Raw genomic sequence first — 14,035 nt, forward strand, 5'->3', positions numbered from 1 at the left:
CGGTGCACGCAGCCCGGCGGGACGCTCTGCGTGCGCCGCGGGCCTCGGGCGGGCCGGACGGCGCGGCACCCCTCAGTACGGGCAGGGCTGGTTGCGGATCACGGCGAGGCTGACGATCTTGCCGTCGCGCACGCTGAAGTAGTCCGACATCACCAGTTCCACCGGAAGGCTGGTCTTGTCGTAGGTGCCGTCATAACGCGAGCGCACGATGATCTGCCCGTAGTGCTCGACGACCTCGACCGGCTCCATCGTGACGCGGTCGCCGATCATCTCCTTCTCCGCCCAGGCCCGGATGGCACCAATGCCCCGGATCTCGCGGCGCGCGTCATTCACGTAGGCGTCCTCGGCGAAGGTGGCCACCATCCGGTCCAGGTCGAAGGCGTTGACCGCCGCCAGGTACTCGGCGACGACGGACGGCACAACCGCAGTCGTGGGCGTGGTCATGATCAAGGCTCCCTTCAGGCCGGCGGCCCGGCTGACCGCCTGCACACAGCCTCGGACCTGCCCCGACGAGAGGTACAAGACCCGCGAGCGCCCGCGCATCTCCCCTAAGGGGAGATGGCACAGTGGCAGGCATGGACGCGACACTGCCGATCGGGGACTTCGCGAGGGCCACCCACCTGAGCGTGAAGACGCTGCGCTACTACCACCGGGTGGGCCTGCTGGAACCGGACGAGGTCGACCGGCACACCGGCCACCGGTACTACACCACTGCACAGATCCCCACCGCGCAGATCATCCGCCGCTTCCGCGCCCTGGACATGCCCGTCGAGCAGATCGCCAAGGTACTGGCCGCCCCCGACCTCGACACCCGCAACGCCCTGCTCGCCGCGCACCTGCACCAGATGGAGCAGGAGCTGGCGCGCACCCAGAGCGCGGTCGTCTCGCTGCGCGACCTGCTCACCCGCCCGCCGGGCGGCACCCGGGCCGAGATCGGGCGCCGCAGCGTTCCCGCCACGCCGGCGGCCGCGATCACCGAGACCGTGGACGTCGCCGAGGCGCTGACCTGGTACCAGGGTGCGCTCGGTGAGATCTATGCGACGCTCGACGCCCAGGGTCTGGCCGCCGGCTCACCCGCCGGGGGGATCTTCAGCACCGACCTGTTCACCCACGAACACGGACCGGCAACGGTCTTCGTGCCCTGCACCGAACCCGTACGCCCGATGGGCCGGGTCGACGCGCTGGTGGTACCGCCTGCCGAGCTGGCGACGATCATCCACCGCGGCCCGCACACGAACATCGACCTGGCCTACGGAACCCTCGGCGCCTACGTCGCCGAACACGCACTGGCCGTGGACGGCCCGATCCGCGAGTACTACCCCGTCGCACGCCGCGAGAGCCCGGACCCGGCCACATGGCGCACCGAAATCTGCTGGCCGATCTTCCACACCGGACCGTCCCCCCACCAGCCCGCCGAGCCCAAGGGCGACGGCGGCCAGCAACGGACGACGCCGCTCCTCACGAACCGAGCCAGGAGAACCGGCCCTCAATGGGCGAAGCCATCCAACTGACGAAGCCAGGGAGCACAGCGTGATCGTGCCGGTGTGGCGTCCCGGGCTCGCGGCAGGGTGCACTCGCGGTCGGCTACCAGCGCATCCTCGCTCTGCTGGCCGGGAGGTCTTCGCCAGGCGGTGAGTCGGTATCGTGCCAGGAGTTCGCGGCCGGCCTCGGGCTGGAGCCGACCTCGGCGATCATCGAGGGCCGGGTGCGCTCGCGGGCCAAGCGGCTGACGGACCGGGGCTGGCCGGCCGAGCCGGTCCCGGGAAGGTTCACGTTCGCTGTCGGGCCTGCCGCCGACTCATGAGCATGGTCATCGACCACAGCACCATGGCCTCATGAACCTCAGGCAGGGCCTCGTAGTCGCGCACCAGCCGCCGCGATCGCATCAGCCGGCTCAACGTCCTCTCGACCACCCAGCGCCTGGGCAGCACCACGAACCCCGAGGCGTCATCACTTCGCCTGACTATCTCCAAGGTGAGCCGCAGCTTCTCTGCAGCCCAGGTCACCAGCCGCCCCGCATAGCCGTCGTCGGCCCACACCGGCACGATCTTGTGGAAGCGGTCCCTCAGACGCTCCAGCAACGGCCCGGCCGCGTCCCGGTCCTGTACGTTCGCGGCGGTCACCGTCACGACCAGGAGCAGCCCAAGGCAGTCCACGACGACGTGCCGCTTGCGACCGCCGACCTTCTTCCCGTTGTCCCACCCGGACGTGGCGCGCGGCACGCAGTGACTGCGCGTCGATGACCGCCGCGGTTGGCTCCCGGTCGCGGCCCTCGGCCTCGCGGACCAGGCCGCGCAGCCGATCGTGCAGTTCTGCCAGCAAGCCCTTCAGGCGCCAGCGCCGGTGGAAGGCGTAGACCCGGTCCAGGCCGGAAAGTCCGCAGGCATCGCCCGCCAGGTGATGCCTCTCGCGACCAGATATCGCACAGCGTCGATCATCTTTGGACCCGGGCGGCATCAACAGGGAACACCGCACCACAGGGCCTCCTGTTTGCTATGGACTTCGACACCCACGAGCTGTGCAGAAGGCCCTGCGCCTATGCCCCTGACGAGGCGCCCCAGGAGACGCGCCACAAAGGGGCGCGGGGAACTGCGCGAGCAACCCCTCACAACCCGCACTCGCCCACACCCTCGGGCGGCACCCCCTTAGGCGCCCCAAACGCCCCTCACCCAGAAGCCACCTCAGTGGACGGGGGTCGGCTGCCACTCGGAGAGTTACGCACGGCGTCTGTGCACTCGTACCGCCGCAACGCCTCCCTCCCCGGCCCGCCCAGGATCACCGACCCGTCCCCCTCCGCGGCCGCCGAGTCGGACAGCGTGCACACGATCTGGGCGAGCGCGTACGACGTCAGCTGCGGCGGCGACGTACTCAGCCGCAGCGTGTCGTCGGGATCCCCGGCCCGAGGCCCCCAGACGCTCATCCCGCCCCGCACGTACGTCGTGTAGCCGGCCTCCTTCTCGGCGGCCGACGGCGTCTCGGCGAGCTGGTCGAGCAGCCCCTGGGCGACTATCACCCGCCGCTTGGCGTCCGCCGAACCGTCGGGGACGCGCACCTCCCGGTCGACGGTCACCAGCGAGGAACCGCACAGCAGGAACACCTGCACCGGCACCCCGTGCTCGTCCTGCGCCGACAGATCCGGCTGCGTCATCGAGCACGGCACCCGCGAGGGCGCCCCGCCGAAGTCGGTCGGCACCTCGGTGGCCCGGATCCCGCACCCGGAGAGCGCGAGCGCGAGCCCGGCGACGGCCAGCACCGGCCCGCCCCGCCGTCGTACCGCCCGGAGTCCTCGTACCTGCATCAGGCGCCCTTCTCCCCGGACTCGTTGCTCTCCTCCGCCAGCTGCGAGGCGTCCCGGGGAAGCCGGAGCGTGAACACCGCGCCGCCCTCCGGGGAGTTCGCGGCGGTGATCGAGCCGCCGTGGATGCGGGCGTTCTCCGTCGCGATGGACAGGCCCAGGCCGCTGCCCTCGGAGCGCGGCCGGGAGGCGCTGGCCTTGTAGAACCGGTCGAAGACATGCGGGAGCACGTCCTCCGGGATCCCCGGACCGTGGTCCCGTACGGCGATGACCAGAACCTCTCCGTCGATCCGCACCGACACCCGCACCGGCGAACCGCCGTGCTTGAGCGCGTTGCCGATCAGGTTGGCGAGGATGACGTCGAGGCGGCGCGGGTCGAGGCGGGCGTGGATGCCGCGCTCGGCGTCCAGATCCACCGCGTCCAGCCACGCGCGGGCGTCGATGCAGGCGGTGATCTGGTCGACGATGTCGACGTCGTCGAGGACCAGCCGGGCCGTGCCGGCGTCGAAGCGGGTGACCTCCATCAGGTTCTCGACGAGGTCGTTGAGGCGGCGCGTCTCGCTGACGACCAGGCGGACGGCGGGCTCGATCATCGGGTCCATCGACCCGGACTCCGCCTCCAGCTCCTCCTCCAGGATCTCCGTCACGGCGGTGATCGCGGTGAGCGGAGTACGCAGTTCATGGCTCATGTCCGCGACGAACCGCCGCGACGCGTCGTCCCGCGCGGCCATGTCGTCGACCCGTTTCTCCAGCGCCTCGGCCGCGTCGTTGAACGTCCGGGACAGATCCGCGAGTTCGTCCGTCCCCGACACCCGCAGCCGGGTGTCCAGCTTGCCCTCGCCGAGCCGCCGCGCGGCCACTCCCAGCCGGTGCACCGGCTTCAGCACGGTCGTGGCGGCGGCCTGCGCCAGCAGCGCCGAGCCGATCAGCGCCAGCCCGGTCGCGATCCCCAGCGACCACGCCAGCGAGTTGAGGTCCTTCGCCTCCGGCTCCAGGGACTTCATCATGTAGCCGGTCGGCCCGCCCCCGATCAGCCGCGTCCCTGCGACGAGATACGGCGTGCCGTGGTCGACGACCCGCTGCCAGTACAGGTGGTACGCCGCCTTGTTGCCGTCCGTCTCCTTCTGCTGCTTGTCGACGGCCTTCCGCAGCGACGTCGGCACGTCGTCGAGCGCGAACGCACTGAGTCCGTCCGAACTGCCGTACACCGTCTTGCCGTTGGTGTCGTCGCCGACCAGCAGCACGCTGAACCGCTGGCTGCTGTTGGCCATCTGCCCTGCCGTGCGCTGGAGTTCGTCCTGTGTCGGATGCACGGGCAGTGCGCCGGCCCGGTTCTGCATCTCCTGCTGGAAGTCGCGCAGCACCGCGTCCTGGGTACGGGTGAGCACGGCCTCGCGGTTGAGCCAGTACGCGATGCCGGACGCGGACACGGCGGCGGTCAGCGCGACGAGCCCGAAGACGACGACGAGCCGCAGCCGCAGACTGGTGAAGCGCAGCCGGGACATGGCTCCCTTGCGATCCGCGGCCCAGCCGCGGAAACCCCCTTGCCGGTCCGTCACTGAGGGGCGTCCAGGCGGTAGCCGACACCGCGCACGGTACGGATCAGGGTCGGGGACGAGGGCACGTCCTCCACCTTGGCGCGCAGCCGCTGCACACACGCGTCCACGAGCCGCGAGTCACCGAGGTAGTCGTGCTCCCAGACCAGCCGCAGCAACTGCTGCCGGGACAGCGCCTGCCCCGGCCGCCGGCTCAGCTCGAGCAGCAGCCGCAGCTCGGTCGGCGTCAGCTGGAGGTCCTCGCCGTTCTTCGTCACGGTCATCGCGGACCGGTCGATGACGACGTTGCCGTAGGTCGCCGAGTCGCTGGACTCCCGCTCCCCGCGGCGCAGCACGGCCCGGATCCGGGCGTCGAGCACCCGGCCCTGGACGGGTTTGACGACATAGTCGTCGGCCCCGGACTCCAGCCCGACCACCACGTCGATGTCGTCACTGCGCGCGGTCAGCAGAATGATCGGCAACTGGTCCGTGCGCCGGATCCGCCGGCACACCTCGAACCCGTCGATGCCGGGCAGCATGACATCGAGGACGATCAGATCGGGCCGCTGCTCACGCAACAGCTTCAGACCGTCCTCACCGGTCGCAGCGGTGGCCACCCGGTGTCCCTGGCGCGTCAGTGAGAGCTCCAGGGCCGTACGGATGGCGTCGTCGTCCTCGATCAGCAACAGGGAAGGCACGGGCTCATTCTGGCCCATGCAGGGCCCGTCGTACGACCTGTGCGGCCCGCAGCTCCCCGCAAACCTCTGTAGCGCCACAGCCTGTGCATCTTCTGTGGACGCTCTGTGTCGGACCCCTGTGACAGGTCTGTGACAGACGGCGGATACGGCCGTGAAGGTGGCCCGGCAGAGTTCTCGGCACAGGCAACCGCGCGAGCGGACGGCCTGGGCAGACCGAACTACCGGAAGTCCACGACGGGGGGCGCGAGATGAACACGCTGATCAGCCACAGCACCAGCGCAGTGATCACGCGTCTGCACGACGTGAACCGGGGTTCCGAGAAGTCCGGTGCCGTGAGCGGGCGGGGGTGCGCTCGCGGCACCGGACGTCAGCACACCGGCTACATGACGGTGGTTGACAGCTTCACGGGGGAAGCACACGGGGGATCCGCGTACGGGGAGGACACGGGGGAGCGCCGCTCGCTGACCGAGGCGGAGTTCACCGCCTACGTCCAGGAGCGCCGCGCCTCCCTGTACGCGACCGCCTACCACCTGACCGGTGACCGCTACGAGGCCGAGGACCTGCTGCAGAGCGCGCTGTTCTCGACGTACAAGGCATGGGACCGCATCAGCGACAAGGCGGCCGTGGGCGGTTACCTGCGCCGGACGATGACCAACCTGCACATCAGCGCCTGGCGGCGCCGCAAGCTCAACGAGTACCCGACCGAGGAACTGCCGGAGACGCCCGGCGACACGGACGCGATGAGCGGCACGGAGCTGCGCGCGGTCCTGTGGCAGGCGCTGGCCCGGCTTCCCGAACTCCAGCGCACCATGCTGGTCCTGCGCTACTACGAGGGCCGCACGGACCCGGAGATCGCGGAGATCCTCGACATCAGTGTCGGCACGGTGAAGTCCAGCATCTGGCGGTCGCTCCGTCGGCTGCGCGAGGACGAGGTCCTCAGCTTCGGCCGTGACGAGGAGAGCGCCTTCGGGGAGCTTGTCGCCTGAGGGTAAGGGGATCCGGGGGGATCCTGACGGGGGAAACCGGGGGAAACGGGGGACCTGGGGGAGGGTCCGGGGGGACCCACGGGAAACACGGGGGAAAGCGGGTCCGGGGGGACCTGGGGGGAAGCACGGGGGAGCTCCGCCACGGGGGACACGGGGGTGTTCGGCGGAGCGACGGGGGAAGCGGGACTGGAGGGCCGGGGGGTCCATCCAGTCCCGCTTTTTTTGTCCGCCGCGGCGGACAAGCGGTCAGGCGGCCGGTGTCCGGTCGTGGGACTGCCGGCCCACCGCGGCCGCCGCCATCCGGCCCAGCGCCTCGTCCCGGTCGCACGGGTACGCACCCAGCGACACCTGGCGGGCCACGATCGTGCGCTCCGCCCGCATCAGCCGCCAGCCGCGCCGCAGCAGGAACGGCACCGACTTGCGGCCCTCCTTGAGATCGCGCAGGAAACGGCGGCGGAACGTCTTCACCGGACCCCGGCTCAGGCAGAGCGCATCGGCCAGGAGCCCCAGCTCGCGGCAGCGGTCCACGATCTCGGCGGCGAAGATGCCCTCGGCGATGAACAGGGGGGTGCGGCCGATGTCCAGCGTCTCGGCGCCGGTGCGGGCGCTCAGTGCTATGTCATATACCGGTACGGGTGCCGCCCCCGTCGCGCACAGCCGCCCGATGGCCTCGACCGCGACCTTCGCGTCCCAGGACTCCGGATGGTCCCAGTCGATGTCCGAACTCCCCGCCACCAACGGCAGAGTCGGGTCGTCGCCCTCCTTGTAGAAGTCGTCGAGGCGTAGGACGGGGAGCCCGGAACGGGCTGCGACGAGTGACTTGCCCGAGCCCGAGGGGCCGCACAGCAGCACGACGCGGGCGGGGGACGGGGGATGAATGCTCACGGAACACCAGTTTGACGTATGGGGAGCCTCCTGCCGACCCCGCGGGTCGGCTTTGGCGCGTGAGTCACACCTCAACTACCCTGTGTGCCGATACGATTACCCTGCGCACCAGAAGGTGGCACCGGCGATGTCCCGACACGCGTCCTCCCCGACCCCGACCGCCCGGCGCGCCCTGGCCGCCCTCGCCACGGCAGGTGTGGCGCTCGGCGCGGGCGCCGCGACGGCCGCCGCGGAAACCCAGCCCGTGGTGGACGTGGTGCGGACCCGGCCCACCTCGCTCGGCCAGATCGACCCGCAGGCGGGCATGCGGGCGCTGGGCGGCGTACTGCCGTACGTCACGGGCCCGCTGACGGGCCTGAAGCCCAACCCGCTCGCGGGCACGGGTGTCGACCCGCTGGACAACGGGGTGGGGACGCAGCTGGCCGACTTCAAGCCGCTGACGTCGAAGATGCTGACGGGGCCGCTGGCGCAGGCGCCGTCGATCGGGTCGCTTCCGGTGGTGGGGCAGCTTCTGGGCTCGGTGCACTGAGCGCCCCGTAAGGGGCGCGGGCCGTGATCGATATGCGGCTGGCGCCGCGTGGGCGCGACCAGCCACGAACGGCCCGCAGTTCCCCACCCGGAGGGAGTGAATCAGTACGAAGACCCCGACGCGCCCAGCGCACCCGTCGGGTGCCAGACCGTCTTCGTCTCCAGGAAGGCCGTCAGGCGGTCGAGGCCCGGTGTCGCCGTCCAGTCGTCCACAGGCTGTGGACGGAGAACGCGCTTCAGATTGTCGGCTGCCGCGATCTCCAGCTCCTTCGCCAGCACCTCGTCGGCGCCCGCGAGGTCGATCGCGTTGACATCCTGGTGCGCGGCCAGCGGCGCCGCGATCTCCGCGGTACGGCCGGAGAGGACGTTGACAACTCCGCCGGGGACGTCGGAGGTGGCGAGCACCTCGGCGAGGGAGAGGGCCGGGAGCGGCGCCTTCTCGCTCGCGACGACGACGGCCGTGTTGCCGGTGGCGATCACGGGCGCGACCACCGACACCAGGCCCAGGAACGACGACTCCTGCGGGGCCAGGACGGCGACGACGCCCGTCGGCTCGGGGGAGGAGAGGTTGAAGAAGGGGCCCGCGACCGGGTTGCCGCCGCCGACCACCTGGGCGATCTTGTCGGTCCAGCCCGCGTACCAGACCCAGCGGTCGACGGTCGCGTCCACGACGGCGGCGGCCTTGGACTTGCCGAGGCCCTCGGCGTCGGCGACCTCGCGCACGAACTGGTCCCGGCGGCCCTCCAGCATCTCCGCGACGCGGTAGAGGACCTGGCCGCGGTTGTAGGCCGTGGCCCCGGACCAGCCGCCGAACGCCTTGCGCGCGGCGACGACCGCGTCCCGGGCGTCCTTGCGGCTGGACTGCGGTGCGTTGGCCAGCCAGTTGCCCTTGGAGTCGGTCACCTCGTACACCCGGCCGCTCTCGGAACGCGGGAACTTCCCGCCGACGTACAGCTTGTAGGTCTTGAAGACAGACAGGCGATCAGACATCGAGGTATGCCTCCAGGCCGTGGCGACCGCCCTCGCGGCCGAAGCCCGACTCCTTGTACCCGCCGAACGGCGAGGTCGGGTCGAACTTGTTGAACGTGTTGGACCAGACGACGCCGGCGCGCAGCTTGTTCGCGACCGCCAGGATTCTCGACCCCTTCTCGGTCCAGATGCCCGCCGAGAGGCCGTACTGGGTGTTGTTGGCCTTGGCGACCGCCTCGTCGGGCGTGCGGAAGGTCAGGACCGACAGCACAGGGCCGAAGATCTCGTCGCGGGCGATGGTGTGCGCCTGGGTGACGTTCGTGAAGAGCGTCGGGGCGAACCAGTAGCCGGCGGACGGGATCTCGCAGGCGGGGGACCAGCGCTCGGCGCCCTCGGCCTCGCCCTGGTCGGCGAGGGTGGTGATGCGGGCGAGCTGCTCGGCGGAGTTGATCGCACCGATGTCGGTGTTCTTGTCCAGCGGGTCGCCGAGGCGGAGCGTCGACAGGCGGCGCTTCAGGGAGTCCAGGAGCTCGTCGTGGATCGACTCCTGGACGAGCAGACGGCTGCCGGCGCAGCAGACCTGGCCCTGGTTGAAGAAGATCCCGGTGACGATCCCCTCCACCGCCTGGTCGATCGGGGCGTCGTCGAAGACGATGTTGGCGCCCTTGCCGCCCAGTTCGAGGGTGAGCTTCTTGCGGGTGCCCGCGACGGTCCGCGCGATCTCCTTGCCGACGGCGGTGGAGCCGGTGAAGGCGACCTTGTTGACGTCGGGGTGGGCGACGAGCGCGGCGCCCGCGTCGCCGTAGCCGGGGAGGATGTTGACGACGCCCTTGGGCAGGCCCGCCTGGCGGCAGATGTCCGCGAAGAAGAGCGCGGAGAGGGGGGTCGTCTCGGCGGGCTTGAGGACCACCGTGTTGCCGGTGGCGAGTGCCGGGGCGATCTTCCAGGCCAGCATCAGGAGCGGGAAGTTCCAGGGGATGACCTGGCCGGCCACACCGAGCGGCCGCGGGTCCGCGCCGAAGCCGGCGTGGTCGAGCTTGTCGGCCCAGCCCGCGTAGTAGAAGAAGTGCGCGGCGACCAGGGGCAGGTCGGCGTCGCGGGTCTCCCTGATCGGCTTGCCGTTGTCCAGGGTCTCCAGGACGGCCAGCTCACGGCTGCGCTCCTGGATGATCCGGGCGATCCGGAAGAGGTACTTGGCGCGCTCGGAGCCCGGCAGCGCGGACCACTTCTCGAAGGCCTTGCGGGCGGCCTTCACAGCACGCTCGACGTCCTCGGCGCCGGCCCGGGCGACCTCGGACAGCACCTCCTCGGTGCTCGGGCTGACCGTCTTGAAGACCTTGCCGTCGGCGGCCTCCGTGAACTCGCCGTCGATGAAGAGGCCGTAGGAGGGCGCGATGTCGACGACGGAGCGGGACTCGGGCGCCGGTGCGTACTCGAATGCGGTGGTCATCTTTTCCTTGGCCATGGTGATCAGTCCACCGTCACGTAGTCGGGGCCGGAGTAGCGGCCGGTGGCCAGCTTCTGACGCTGCATCAGCAGGTCGTTCAGGAGCGAGGAGGCGCCGAAGCGGAACCAGTGGTTGTCCAGCCAGTCCGCGCCCGCGGTCTCGTTCACCAGGACGAGGAACTTGATCGCGTCCTTGCTGGTCCGGATGCCGCCGGCGGGCTTGACGCCGACCTGGACGCCGGTCTGCGCCCGGAAGTCGCGCACGGCCTCCAGCATGAGGAGGGTGTTCGCCGGGGTGGCGTTGACGGCGACCTTGCCGGTCGACGTCTTGATGAAGTCGGCGCCCGCGAGCATGCCCAGCCAGGACGCCCGCCGGATGTTGTCGTACGTCGACAGCTCGCCGGTCTCGAAGATGACCTTAAGGCGGGCGGCGCCCGAGGCCTCCTTCACGGCGGTGATCTCGTCGTACACCTTCATGTAGTTGCCGGCGAGGAACGCTCCGCGGTCGATGACCATGTCGATCTCGTCGGCGCCGGCGCTCACGGCGTCGCGTACGTCGGCGAGCTTGACGTCGAGCGCCGCGCGGCCGGCCGGGAAGGCGGTGGCGACGGACGCGACCTTGACGGACGAGCCGGCGACGGCCTCCTTGGCGACGGCCACCATGTCGGGGTAGACGCAGACGGCGGCCGTGGCGGGCGTCGTACGGTCCGTCGGGTCCGGGTGGACCGCCTTGGCGCCGAGCGCCCGGACCTTGCCCGGGGTGTCCGCGCCTTCCAGCGTCGTCAGGTCGACCATCGAGATGGCGAGGTCGATGGCGTACGCCTTCGCGGTGGTCTTGATGGAACGGGTGCCGAGGGAGGCGGCACGCGCCTCCAGGCCGACCGCGTCGACGCCGGGCAGCCCGTGGAGGAAGCGGCGCAGCGTGCTGTGGGACGCGGTGACGTCAGCAAGTGCGTGGGGTGCGGTGGTGGGCATGGTCACCAGCCGAGCATATCTACGCGCGTAGCGGCTGTACACCCCGAGGGGGCTCTTCTTCTTGGGGGCGGGTGGGTCCGCGTCCTGAAGGGGCGCTGGGGGTACCCCCGGCCGAAGGCTGGGGGAGGAACTGCGCGAGCAACCACATGCGACCCGCACTCGCATACGGCGATGGTGCCCCCACCGCGCCAATGCGAACGTCTGGTGCAGAATCGGCGCTATGACCACGCCCCTCGTCAAGGACCGCATCTACCGATCGCCCCAGGCGCTGATCGGCGGCGTCCTGCTCCTCGCCATCGTCGGCTGGCTCGGCATCGACGCGCTGTTCCGGGGGGGCGGCCGTACCCCCTGGCTGGCCCTCGCCGCGCTCATCCTCATTGTGCCGCTGGTCGTCGCGTTCACCCTGCGCCCCGCGGTGTTCGCGGGCGAGGACCGGCTGCGGGTACGGAACCCGTTCCGGGTGATCACGCTGCCGTGGGGGGAAATCGCCTCCCTGCGGTCCGGTTACTCGAACGAGGTGATCGTCAAGTCCGGTGCGAAGTACCAGCTCTGGGCGATCCCGGTGTCCCTGCGGAGCCGCAAGAAGGCGGCGCGCCGGACGGCGAAGGCACAGGCGGACGCGCAGCGCGGGCGGCCGGGGGCGGGGGGCGCCGGGCGCGGACTGGGTGGGTTCGGCGGGTTCGGTGCGTCCGGGGGGTTCGGGGGGCATGTCGAGCCCGAGCACGCGACCGGGCCGATGCGCGCGGAGACCGACAAGGTCATGGACGACCTGCGGGAGATGCTGGAGAGCAGGGGGCCGGCGGAGTCGGCGCAGGGCGAGATCACGGTGCGGTGGGCGTACGAGGTGGCTGCGCCGGCGGTGGCGGGAGCGGTGTTGCTGGCGATTCTGCTGGCGGTGGGGTAGGCCGTAGGGGGGCGTCGAGGGGGGTGCCGGTGGTCGCCCGGGTGCGGCTCGGTGGGGGCGTTCGCGCAGTTCCCCGCGCCCCTGGGGCGGTGGGGGTGCGGGTGGTCGCCCGGGTGCGGCCCGGTGGAGGTTGTTCGCGCAGTTCCTCCCCCAGCCTTCGGCCGGGGGTACCCCCAGCGCCCCTGGGGGGTGACGGTGCCGTGTGTCGAAGAGGTCCGGGCGGCTGTCAGTCGTCGGTCTTGATCTTTTTCAGGGTCAGGTGGGACTCGACGCGCAGGATGCCGGGGAGGCCGGTGAGTTTGCCGGTGAGGAAGGTGTTGTACGCGGCGTCGTCGGCGACGGCGACGCGGAGGAAGTAGTCGGGGCGCCCGTACATCCGGCGGAACTCGATGACCTCCTCGTAGGAGGAGAGCGTCTCCTCCAGGGTCTCGATGGTTCTGAGGTCGTTCGCGGAGACCTCGATGTCGATCATGACTTCCAGGCCCCGGCCGACGGCCTTCGGGTTGATGACGGCTCGGTAACCGGTGATGACCCCGGCGTCCTCCAGCCGCTTCAGCCGGCGCAGGCACGGCGGCGGGGTGAGGCCGACCCGCTTGGCCAGCTCGACGTTGGTCAGACGGCCGTCCTGGCGCAGGTGAAACAAAATTTCCCGGTCGGTGGCATCCAGGTGCATTTCATTTCCCATGACATCAGCTTACGGGAATTATTGGAAACCATATGTGGCGACAATCCTCCTAAAATTTCAGCATGCATACGGTTTTGGTCGCGCCGCCCTCGACCGCCCCCCGGCCGGAGGCCCTCGCCGCCCTCAAGGACTCCGCCTCCGTGGGGCTCGGTCTGCTCCCGCTGGGCCTCGCCTTCGGGGTGCTCATCACCCACGCCGGCCTGCCCTGGTGGTGCGCGAGCCTGTTCACCGCCGTCATCTACGCCGGCTCGTTCGAGTTCCTGCTGGTGAGCCTGGCCGTCGCGGTCACCCCGCTGGCGACGGTCGCGCTGACCGCGTTCCTGGTCAACGTCCGGCACGTGTTCTACGCGCTGTCCTTCCCGCTCGACCGCGTGCGGGGCCGGCTCGGCAAGGCGTACAGCACGTTCGCGCTGACCGACGAGGCGTACGCCCTGACCGCCGGTGAGCGGGCCCGGTCCTGGTCCGGCGCCCGCATCCTGTGGCTGCAACTCTTCATGCAGTCGTACTGGGTCGGCGGTGCCACCGTCGGCGCCCTGCTCGGCTCGGTGGTGCCCGACGGCGTCACCGGGCTGGACTTCGCGATGACCGCCCTGTTCGCCGTACTTGCCCTGGACGCCGTCCGGGAGCGCCGGGGCGACCTGCCCACCCCGGTCCTCGCCCTGCTCAGTGCGCTGGTCGCGCGGCTGGTCCTGCCCGGACAGCTGCTGCTGGCCGCGTTCGCCCTGTTCACCGCCGCGCTGCTGGTCCGGAGCCGCAAGGAGGGGGCTCGTGCCTGACACCCGCTACCTGCTCCTGGCCGTCGCCGTCTCGGCCGCCGTCACCTGGGCGCTGCGCGCCCTGCCCTTCACCGCGCTGGCCACGCTGCGGGCCAGCAGGACCGTGCGCTACCTGGGCGCCCGGATGCCCGCCGGTGTGATGGTGATCCTCTTCGTCTACTGCCTGCGCGACCTGCCGCTGACCCAGTCCCGCGTCACCGCGCCGCTGGCCGCGCTCGCGGTCACCGTCGGACTGCACCTGTGGCGCCGCAACGCCCTGCTGAGCATCATCGGCGGCACCGTCGTCAGCGTGGCCCTGGCCAGCACCGTCTTCGCCGGCTGAGCCCATAGAGTGGACTGTACGGTCCACTGGG

General features: G+C 70.7%; 16 protein-coding genes. 6 read left to right on the plus strand and 10 right to left on the minus strand.

Annotated features, from left to right (window positions below; genetic code table 11):
- Positions 1 to 72 precede the first annotated feature (72 nt).
- Entirely contained in the window at positions 73 to 444 is a 372-nt protein-coding gene (locus KVT45_RS25120) for a nuclear transport factor 2 family protein (protein ID WP_217551111.1), read from the minus strand.
- Between the two features lie 131 nt (positions 445 to 575).
- Here KVT45_RS25120 and KVT45_RS25125 point away from each other — a divergent pair, with 131 nt between their 5' ends.
- Entirely contained in the window at positions 576 to 1,511 is a 936-nt protein-coding gene (locus KVT45_RS25125; protein ID WP_217551113.1) for a MerR family transcriptional regulator, read from the plus strand.
- A gap of 258 nt (positions 1,512 to 1,769) precedes the next feature.
- On the opposite strand, the gene KVT45_RS25130 is transcribed toward KVT45_RS25125, so the two are convergent.
- The 4 genes from KVT45_RS25130 to afsQ1 all read right to left on the minus strand — a co-directional run bounded on the left by KVT45_RS25130 (position 1,770) and on the right by afsQ1 (position 5,528).
- Positions 1,770 to 2,222 (minus strand): transposase, encoded by a 453-nt coding sequence (locus KVT45_RS25130; RefSeq protein ID WP_217551115.1) that lies wholly within the window; start codon positions 2,220 to 2,222, stop codon positions 1,770 to 1,772.
- A gap of 443 nt (positions 2,223 to 2,665) precedes the next feature.
- The gene (locus KVT45_RS25135; RefSeq protein ID WP_217551117.1) at positions 2,666 to 3,298 is read right to left on the minus strand and encodes a hypothetical protein; all 633 of its coding nucleotides are present in this window, start codon (positions 3,296 to 3,298) and stop codon (positions 2,666 to 2,668) included.
- Entirely contained in the window at positions 3,298 to 4,800 is a 1,503-nt protein-coding gene (locus KVT45_RS25140) for a HAMP domain-containing sensor histidine kinase (RefSeq protein ID WP_217551118.1), read from the minus strand. The genes KVT45_RS25135 and KVT45_RS25140 overlap by 1 nt, the downstream gene beginning before the upstream one ends.
- A gap of 50 nt (positions 4,801 to 4,850) precedes the next feature.
- Positions 4,851 to 5,528, minus strand: a complete 678-nt coding sequence (gene afsQ1, locus KVT45_RS25145; RefSeq protein ID WP_174855921.1) for a two-component system response regulator AfsQ1 — start codon at positions 5,526 to 5,528, stop codon at positions 4,851 to 4,853.
- 248 nt (positions 5,529 to 5,776) lie between these two features.
- Between afsQ1 and KVT45_RS25150 the strand changes: the two genes are divergently transcribed.
- On the plus strand, positions 5,777 to 6,514 hold the full coding sequence (locus KVT45_RS25150) for a SigE family RNA polymerase sigma factor (RefSeq protein WP_217551120.1): 738 nt from the start codon (positions 5,777 to 5,779) through the stop codon (positions 6,512 to 6,514).
- A 246-nt stretch (positions 6,515 to 6,760) separates the two neighbouring features.
- Here KVT45_RS25150 and KVT45_RS25155 read toward each other — a convergent pair whose 3' ends face one another.
- Positions 6,761 to 7,399: a uridine kinase gene (locus KVT45_RS25155; RefSeq protein WP_308310858.1), complete on the minus strand. Its 639-nt coding sequence runs from the start codon at positions 7,397 to 7,399 to the stop codon at positions 6,761 to 6,763.
- A 127-nt stretch (positions 7,400 to 7,526) separates the two neighbouring features.
- On the opposite strand from KVT45_RS25155, the gene KVT45_RS25160 reads away from it, so the two are divergent.
- Positions 7,527 to 7,928 (plus strand): hypothetical protein, encoded by a 402-nt coding sequence (locus KVT45_RS25160; protein ID WP_217551122.1) that lies wholly within the window; start codon positions 7,527 to 7,529, stop codon positions 7,926 to 7,928.
- A gap of 101 nt (positions 7,929 to 8,029) precedes the next feature.
- Here the strand turns inward: KVT45_RS25160 and KVT45_RS25165 are convergent, their stop codons facing one another.
- Genes KVT45_RS25165 through deoC form a run of 3 tightly spaced genes read right to left on the minus strand, consistent with a single transcriptional unit; the run spans position 8,030 to position 11,317 of the window.
- Positions 8,030 to 8,917: an aldehyde dehydrogenase family protein gene (locus KVT45_RS25165; protein WP_217551124.1), complete on the minus strand. Its 888-nt coding sequence runs from the start codon at positions 8,915 to 8,917 to the stop codon at positions 8,030 to 8,032.
- On the minus strand, positions 8,910 to 10,346 hold the full coding sequence (locus KVT45_RS25170) for an aldehyde dehydrogenase family protein (RefSeq protein WP_217551126.1): 1,437 nt from the start codon (positions 10,344 to 10,346) through the stop codon (positions 8,910 to 8,912). The genes KVT45_RS25165 and KVT45_RS25170 overlap by 8 nt, the downstream gene beginning before the upstream one ends.
- A gap of 20 nt (positions 10,347 to 10,366) precedes the next feature.
- Positions 10,367 to 11,317 (minus strand): deoxyribose-phosphate aldolase, encoded by a 951-nt coding sequence (gene deoC / locus KVT45_RS25175; protein WP_217551429.1) that lies wholly within the window; start codon positions 11,315 to 11,317, stop codon positions 10,367 to 10,369.
- A 220-nt stretch (positions 11,318 to 11,537) separates the two neighbouring features.
- On the opposite strand from deoC, the gene KVT45_RS25180 reads away from it, so the two are divergent.
- Entirely contained in the window at positions 11,538 to 12,221 is a 684-nt protein-coding gene (locus KVT45_RS25180; RefSeq protein ID WP_217551128.1) for a PH domain-containing protein, read from the plus strand.
- A 226-nt stretch (positions 12,222 to 12,447) separates the two neighbouring features.
- On the opposite strand, the gene KVT45_RS25185 is transcribed toward KVT45_RS25180, so the two are convergent.
- On the minus strand, positions 12,448 to 12,906 hold the full coding sequence (locus KVT45_RS25185) for an Lrp/AsnC family transcriptional regulator (protein WP_254647324.1): 459 nt from the start codon (positions 12,904 to 12,906) through the stop codon (positions 12,448 to 12,450).
- A gap of 62 nt (positions 12,907 to 12,968) precedes the next feature.
- Here KVT45_RS25185 and KVT45_RS25190 point away from each other — a divergent pair, with 62 nt between their 5' ends.
- Positions 12,969 to 13,682: an AzlC family ABC transporter permease gene (locus tag KVT45_RS25190; protein WP_217551130.1), complete on the plus strand. Its 714-nt coding sequence runs from the start codon at positions 12,969 to 12,971 to the stop codon at positions 13,680 to 13,682.
- Complete coding sequence (locus tag KVT45_RS25195) at positions 13,675 to 14,004, plus strand: branched-chain amino acid transporter permease (protein WP_217551132.1); 330 nt, start codon at positions 13,675 to 13,677, stop codon at positions 14,002 to 14,004. Before KVT45_RS25190 ends, KVT45_RS25195 begins: the two co-directional genes overlap by 8 nt.
- Positions 14,005 to 14,035 lie beyond the last annotated feature (31 nt).

Origin of the sequence: Streptomyces sp. GbtcB6, assembly GCF_019091475.1 — a bacterium.
GTDB classification, from domain to species: Bacteria; Actinomycetota; Actinomycetes; order Streptomycetales; family Streptomycetaceae; genus Streptomyces; species Streptomyces hyaluromycini.

Coding starts and splice junctions, on each gene's coding strand:
- KVT45_RS25180 (WP_217551128.1), top strand. CDS start 11,538: ATGACCACGCCCCTCGTCAAGGACCGCATCTACCGATCGCCCCAGGCG.
- KVT45_RS25185 (WP_254647324.1), bottom strand. CDS start 12,906: ATGGGAAATGAAATGCACCTGGATGCCACCGACCGGGAAATTTTGTTT.
- KVT45_RS25120 (WP_217551111.1), bottom strand. CDS start 444: ATGACCACGCCCACGACTGCGGTTGTGCCGTCCGTCGTCGCCGAGTAC.
- KVT45_RS25160 (WP_217551122.1), top strand. CDS start 7,527: ATGTCCCGACACGCGTCCTCCCCGACCCCGACCGCCCGGCGCGCCCTG.
- deoC (WP_217551429.1), bottom strand. CDS start 11,317: ATGCCCACCACCGCACCCCACGCACTTGCTGACGTCACCGCGTCCCAC.
- KVT45_RS25190 (WP_217551130.1), top strand. CDS start 12,969: ATGCATACGGTTTTGGTCGCGCCGCCCTCGACCGCCCCCCGGCCGGAG.
- KVT45_RS25125 (WP_217551113.1), top strand. CDS start 576: ATGGACGCGACACTGCCGATCGGGGACTTCGCGAGGGCCACCCACCTG.
- KVT45_RS25170 (WP_217551126.1), bottom strand. CDS start 10,346: ATGACCACCGCATTCGAGTACGCACCGGCGCCCGAGTCCCGCTCCGTC.
- KVT45_RS25135 (WP_217551117.1), bottom strand. CDS start 3,298: ATGCAGGTACGAGGACTCCGGGCGGTACGACGGCGGGGCGGGCCGGTG.
- KVT45_RS25140 (WP_217551118.1), bottom strand. CDS start 4,800: ATGTCCCGGCTGCGCTTCACCAGTCTGCGGCTGCGGCTCGTCGTCGTC.
- KVT45_RS25150 (WP_217551120.1), top strand. CDS start 5,777: ATGAACACGCTGATCAGCCACAGCACCAGCGCAGTGATCACGCGTCTG.
- KVT45_RS25165 (WP_217551124.1), bottom strand. CDS start 8,917: ATGTCTGATCGCCTGTCTGTCTTCAAGACCTACAAGCTGTACGTCGGC.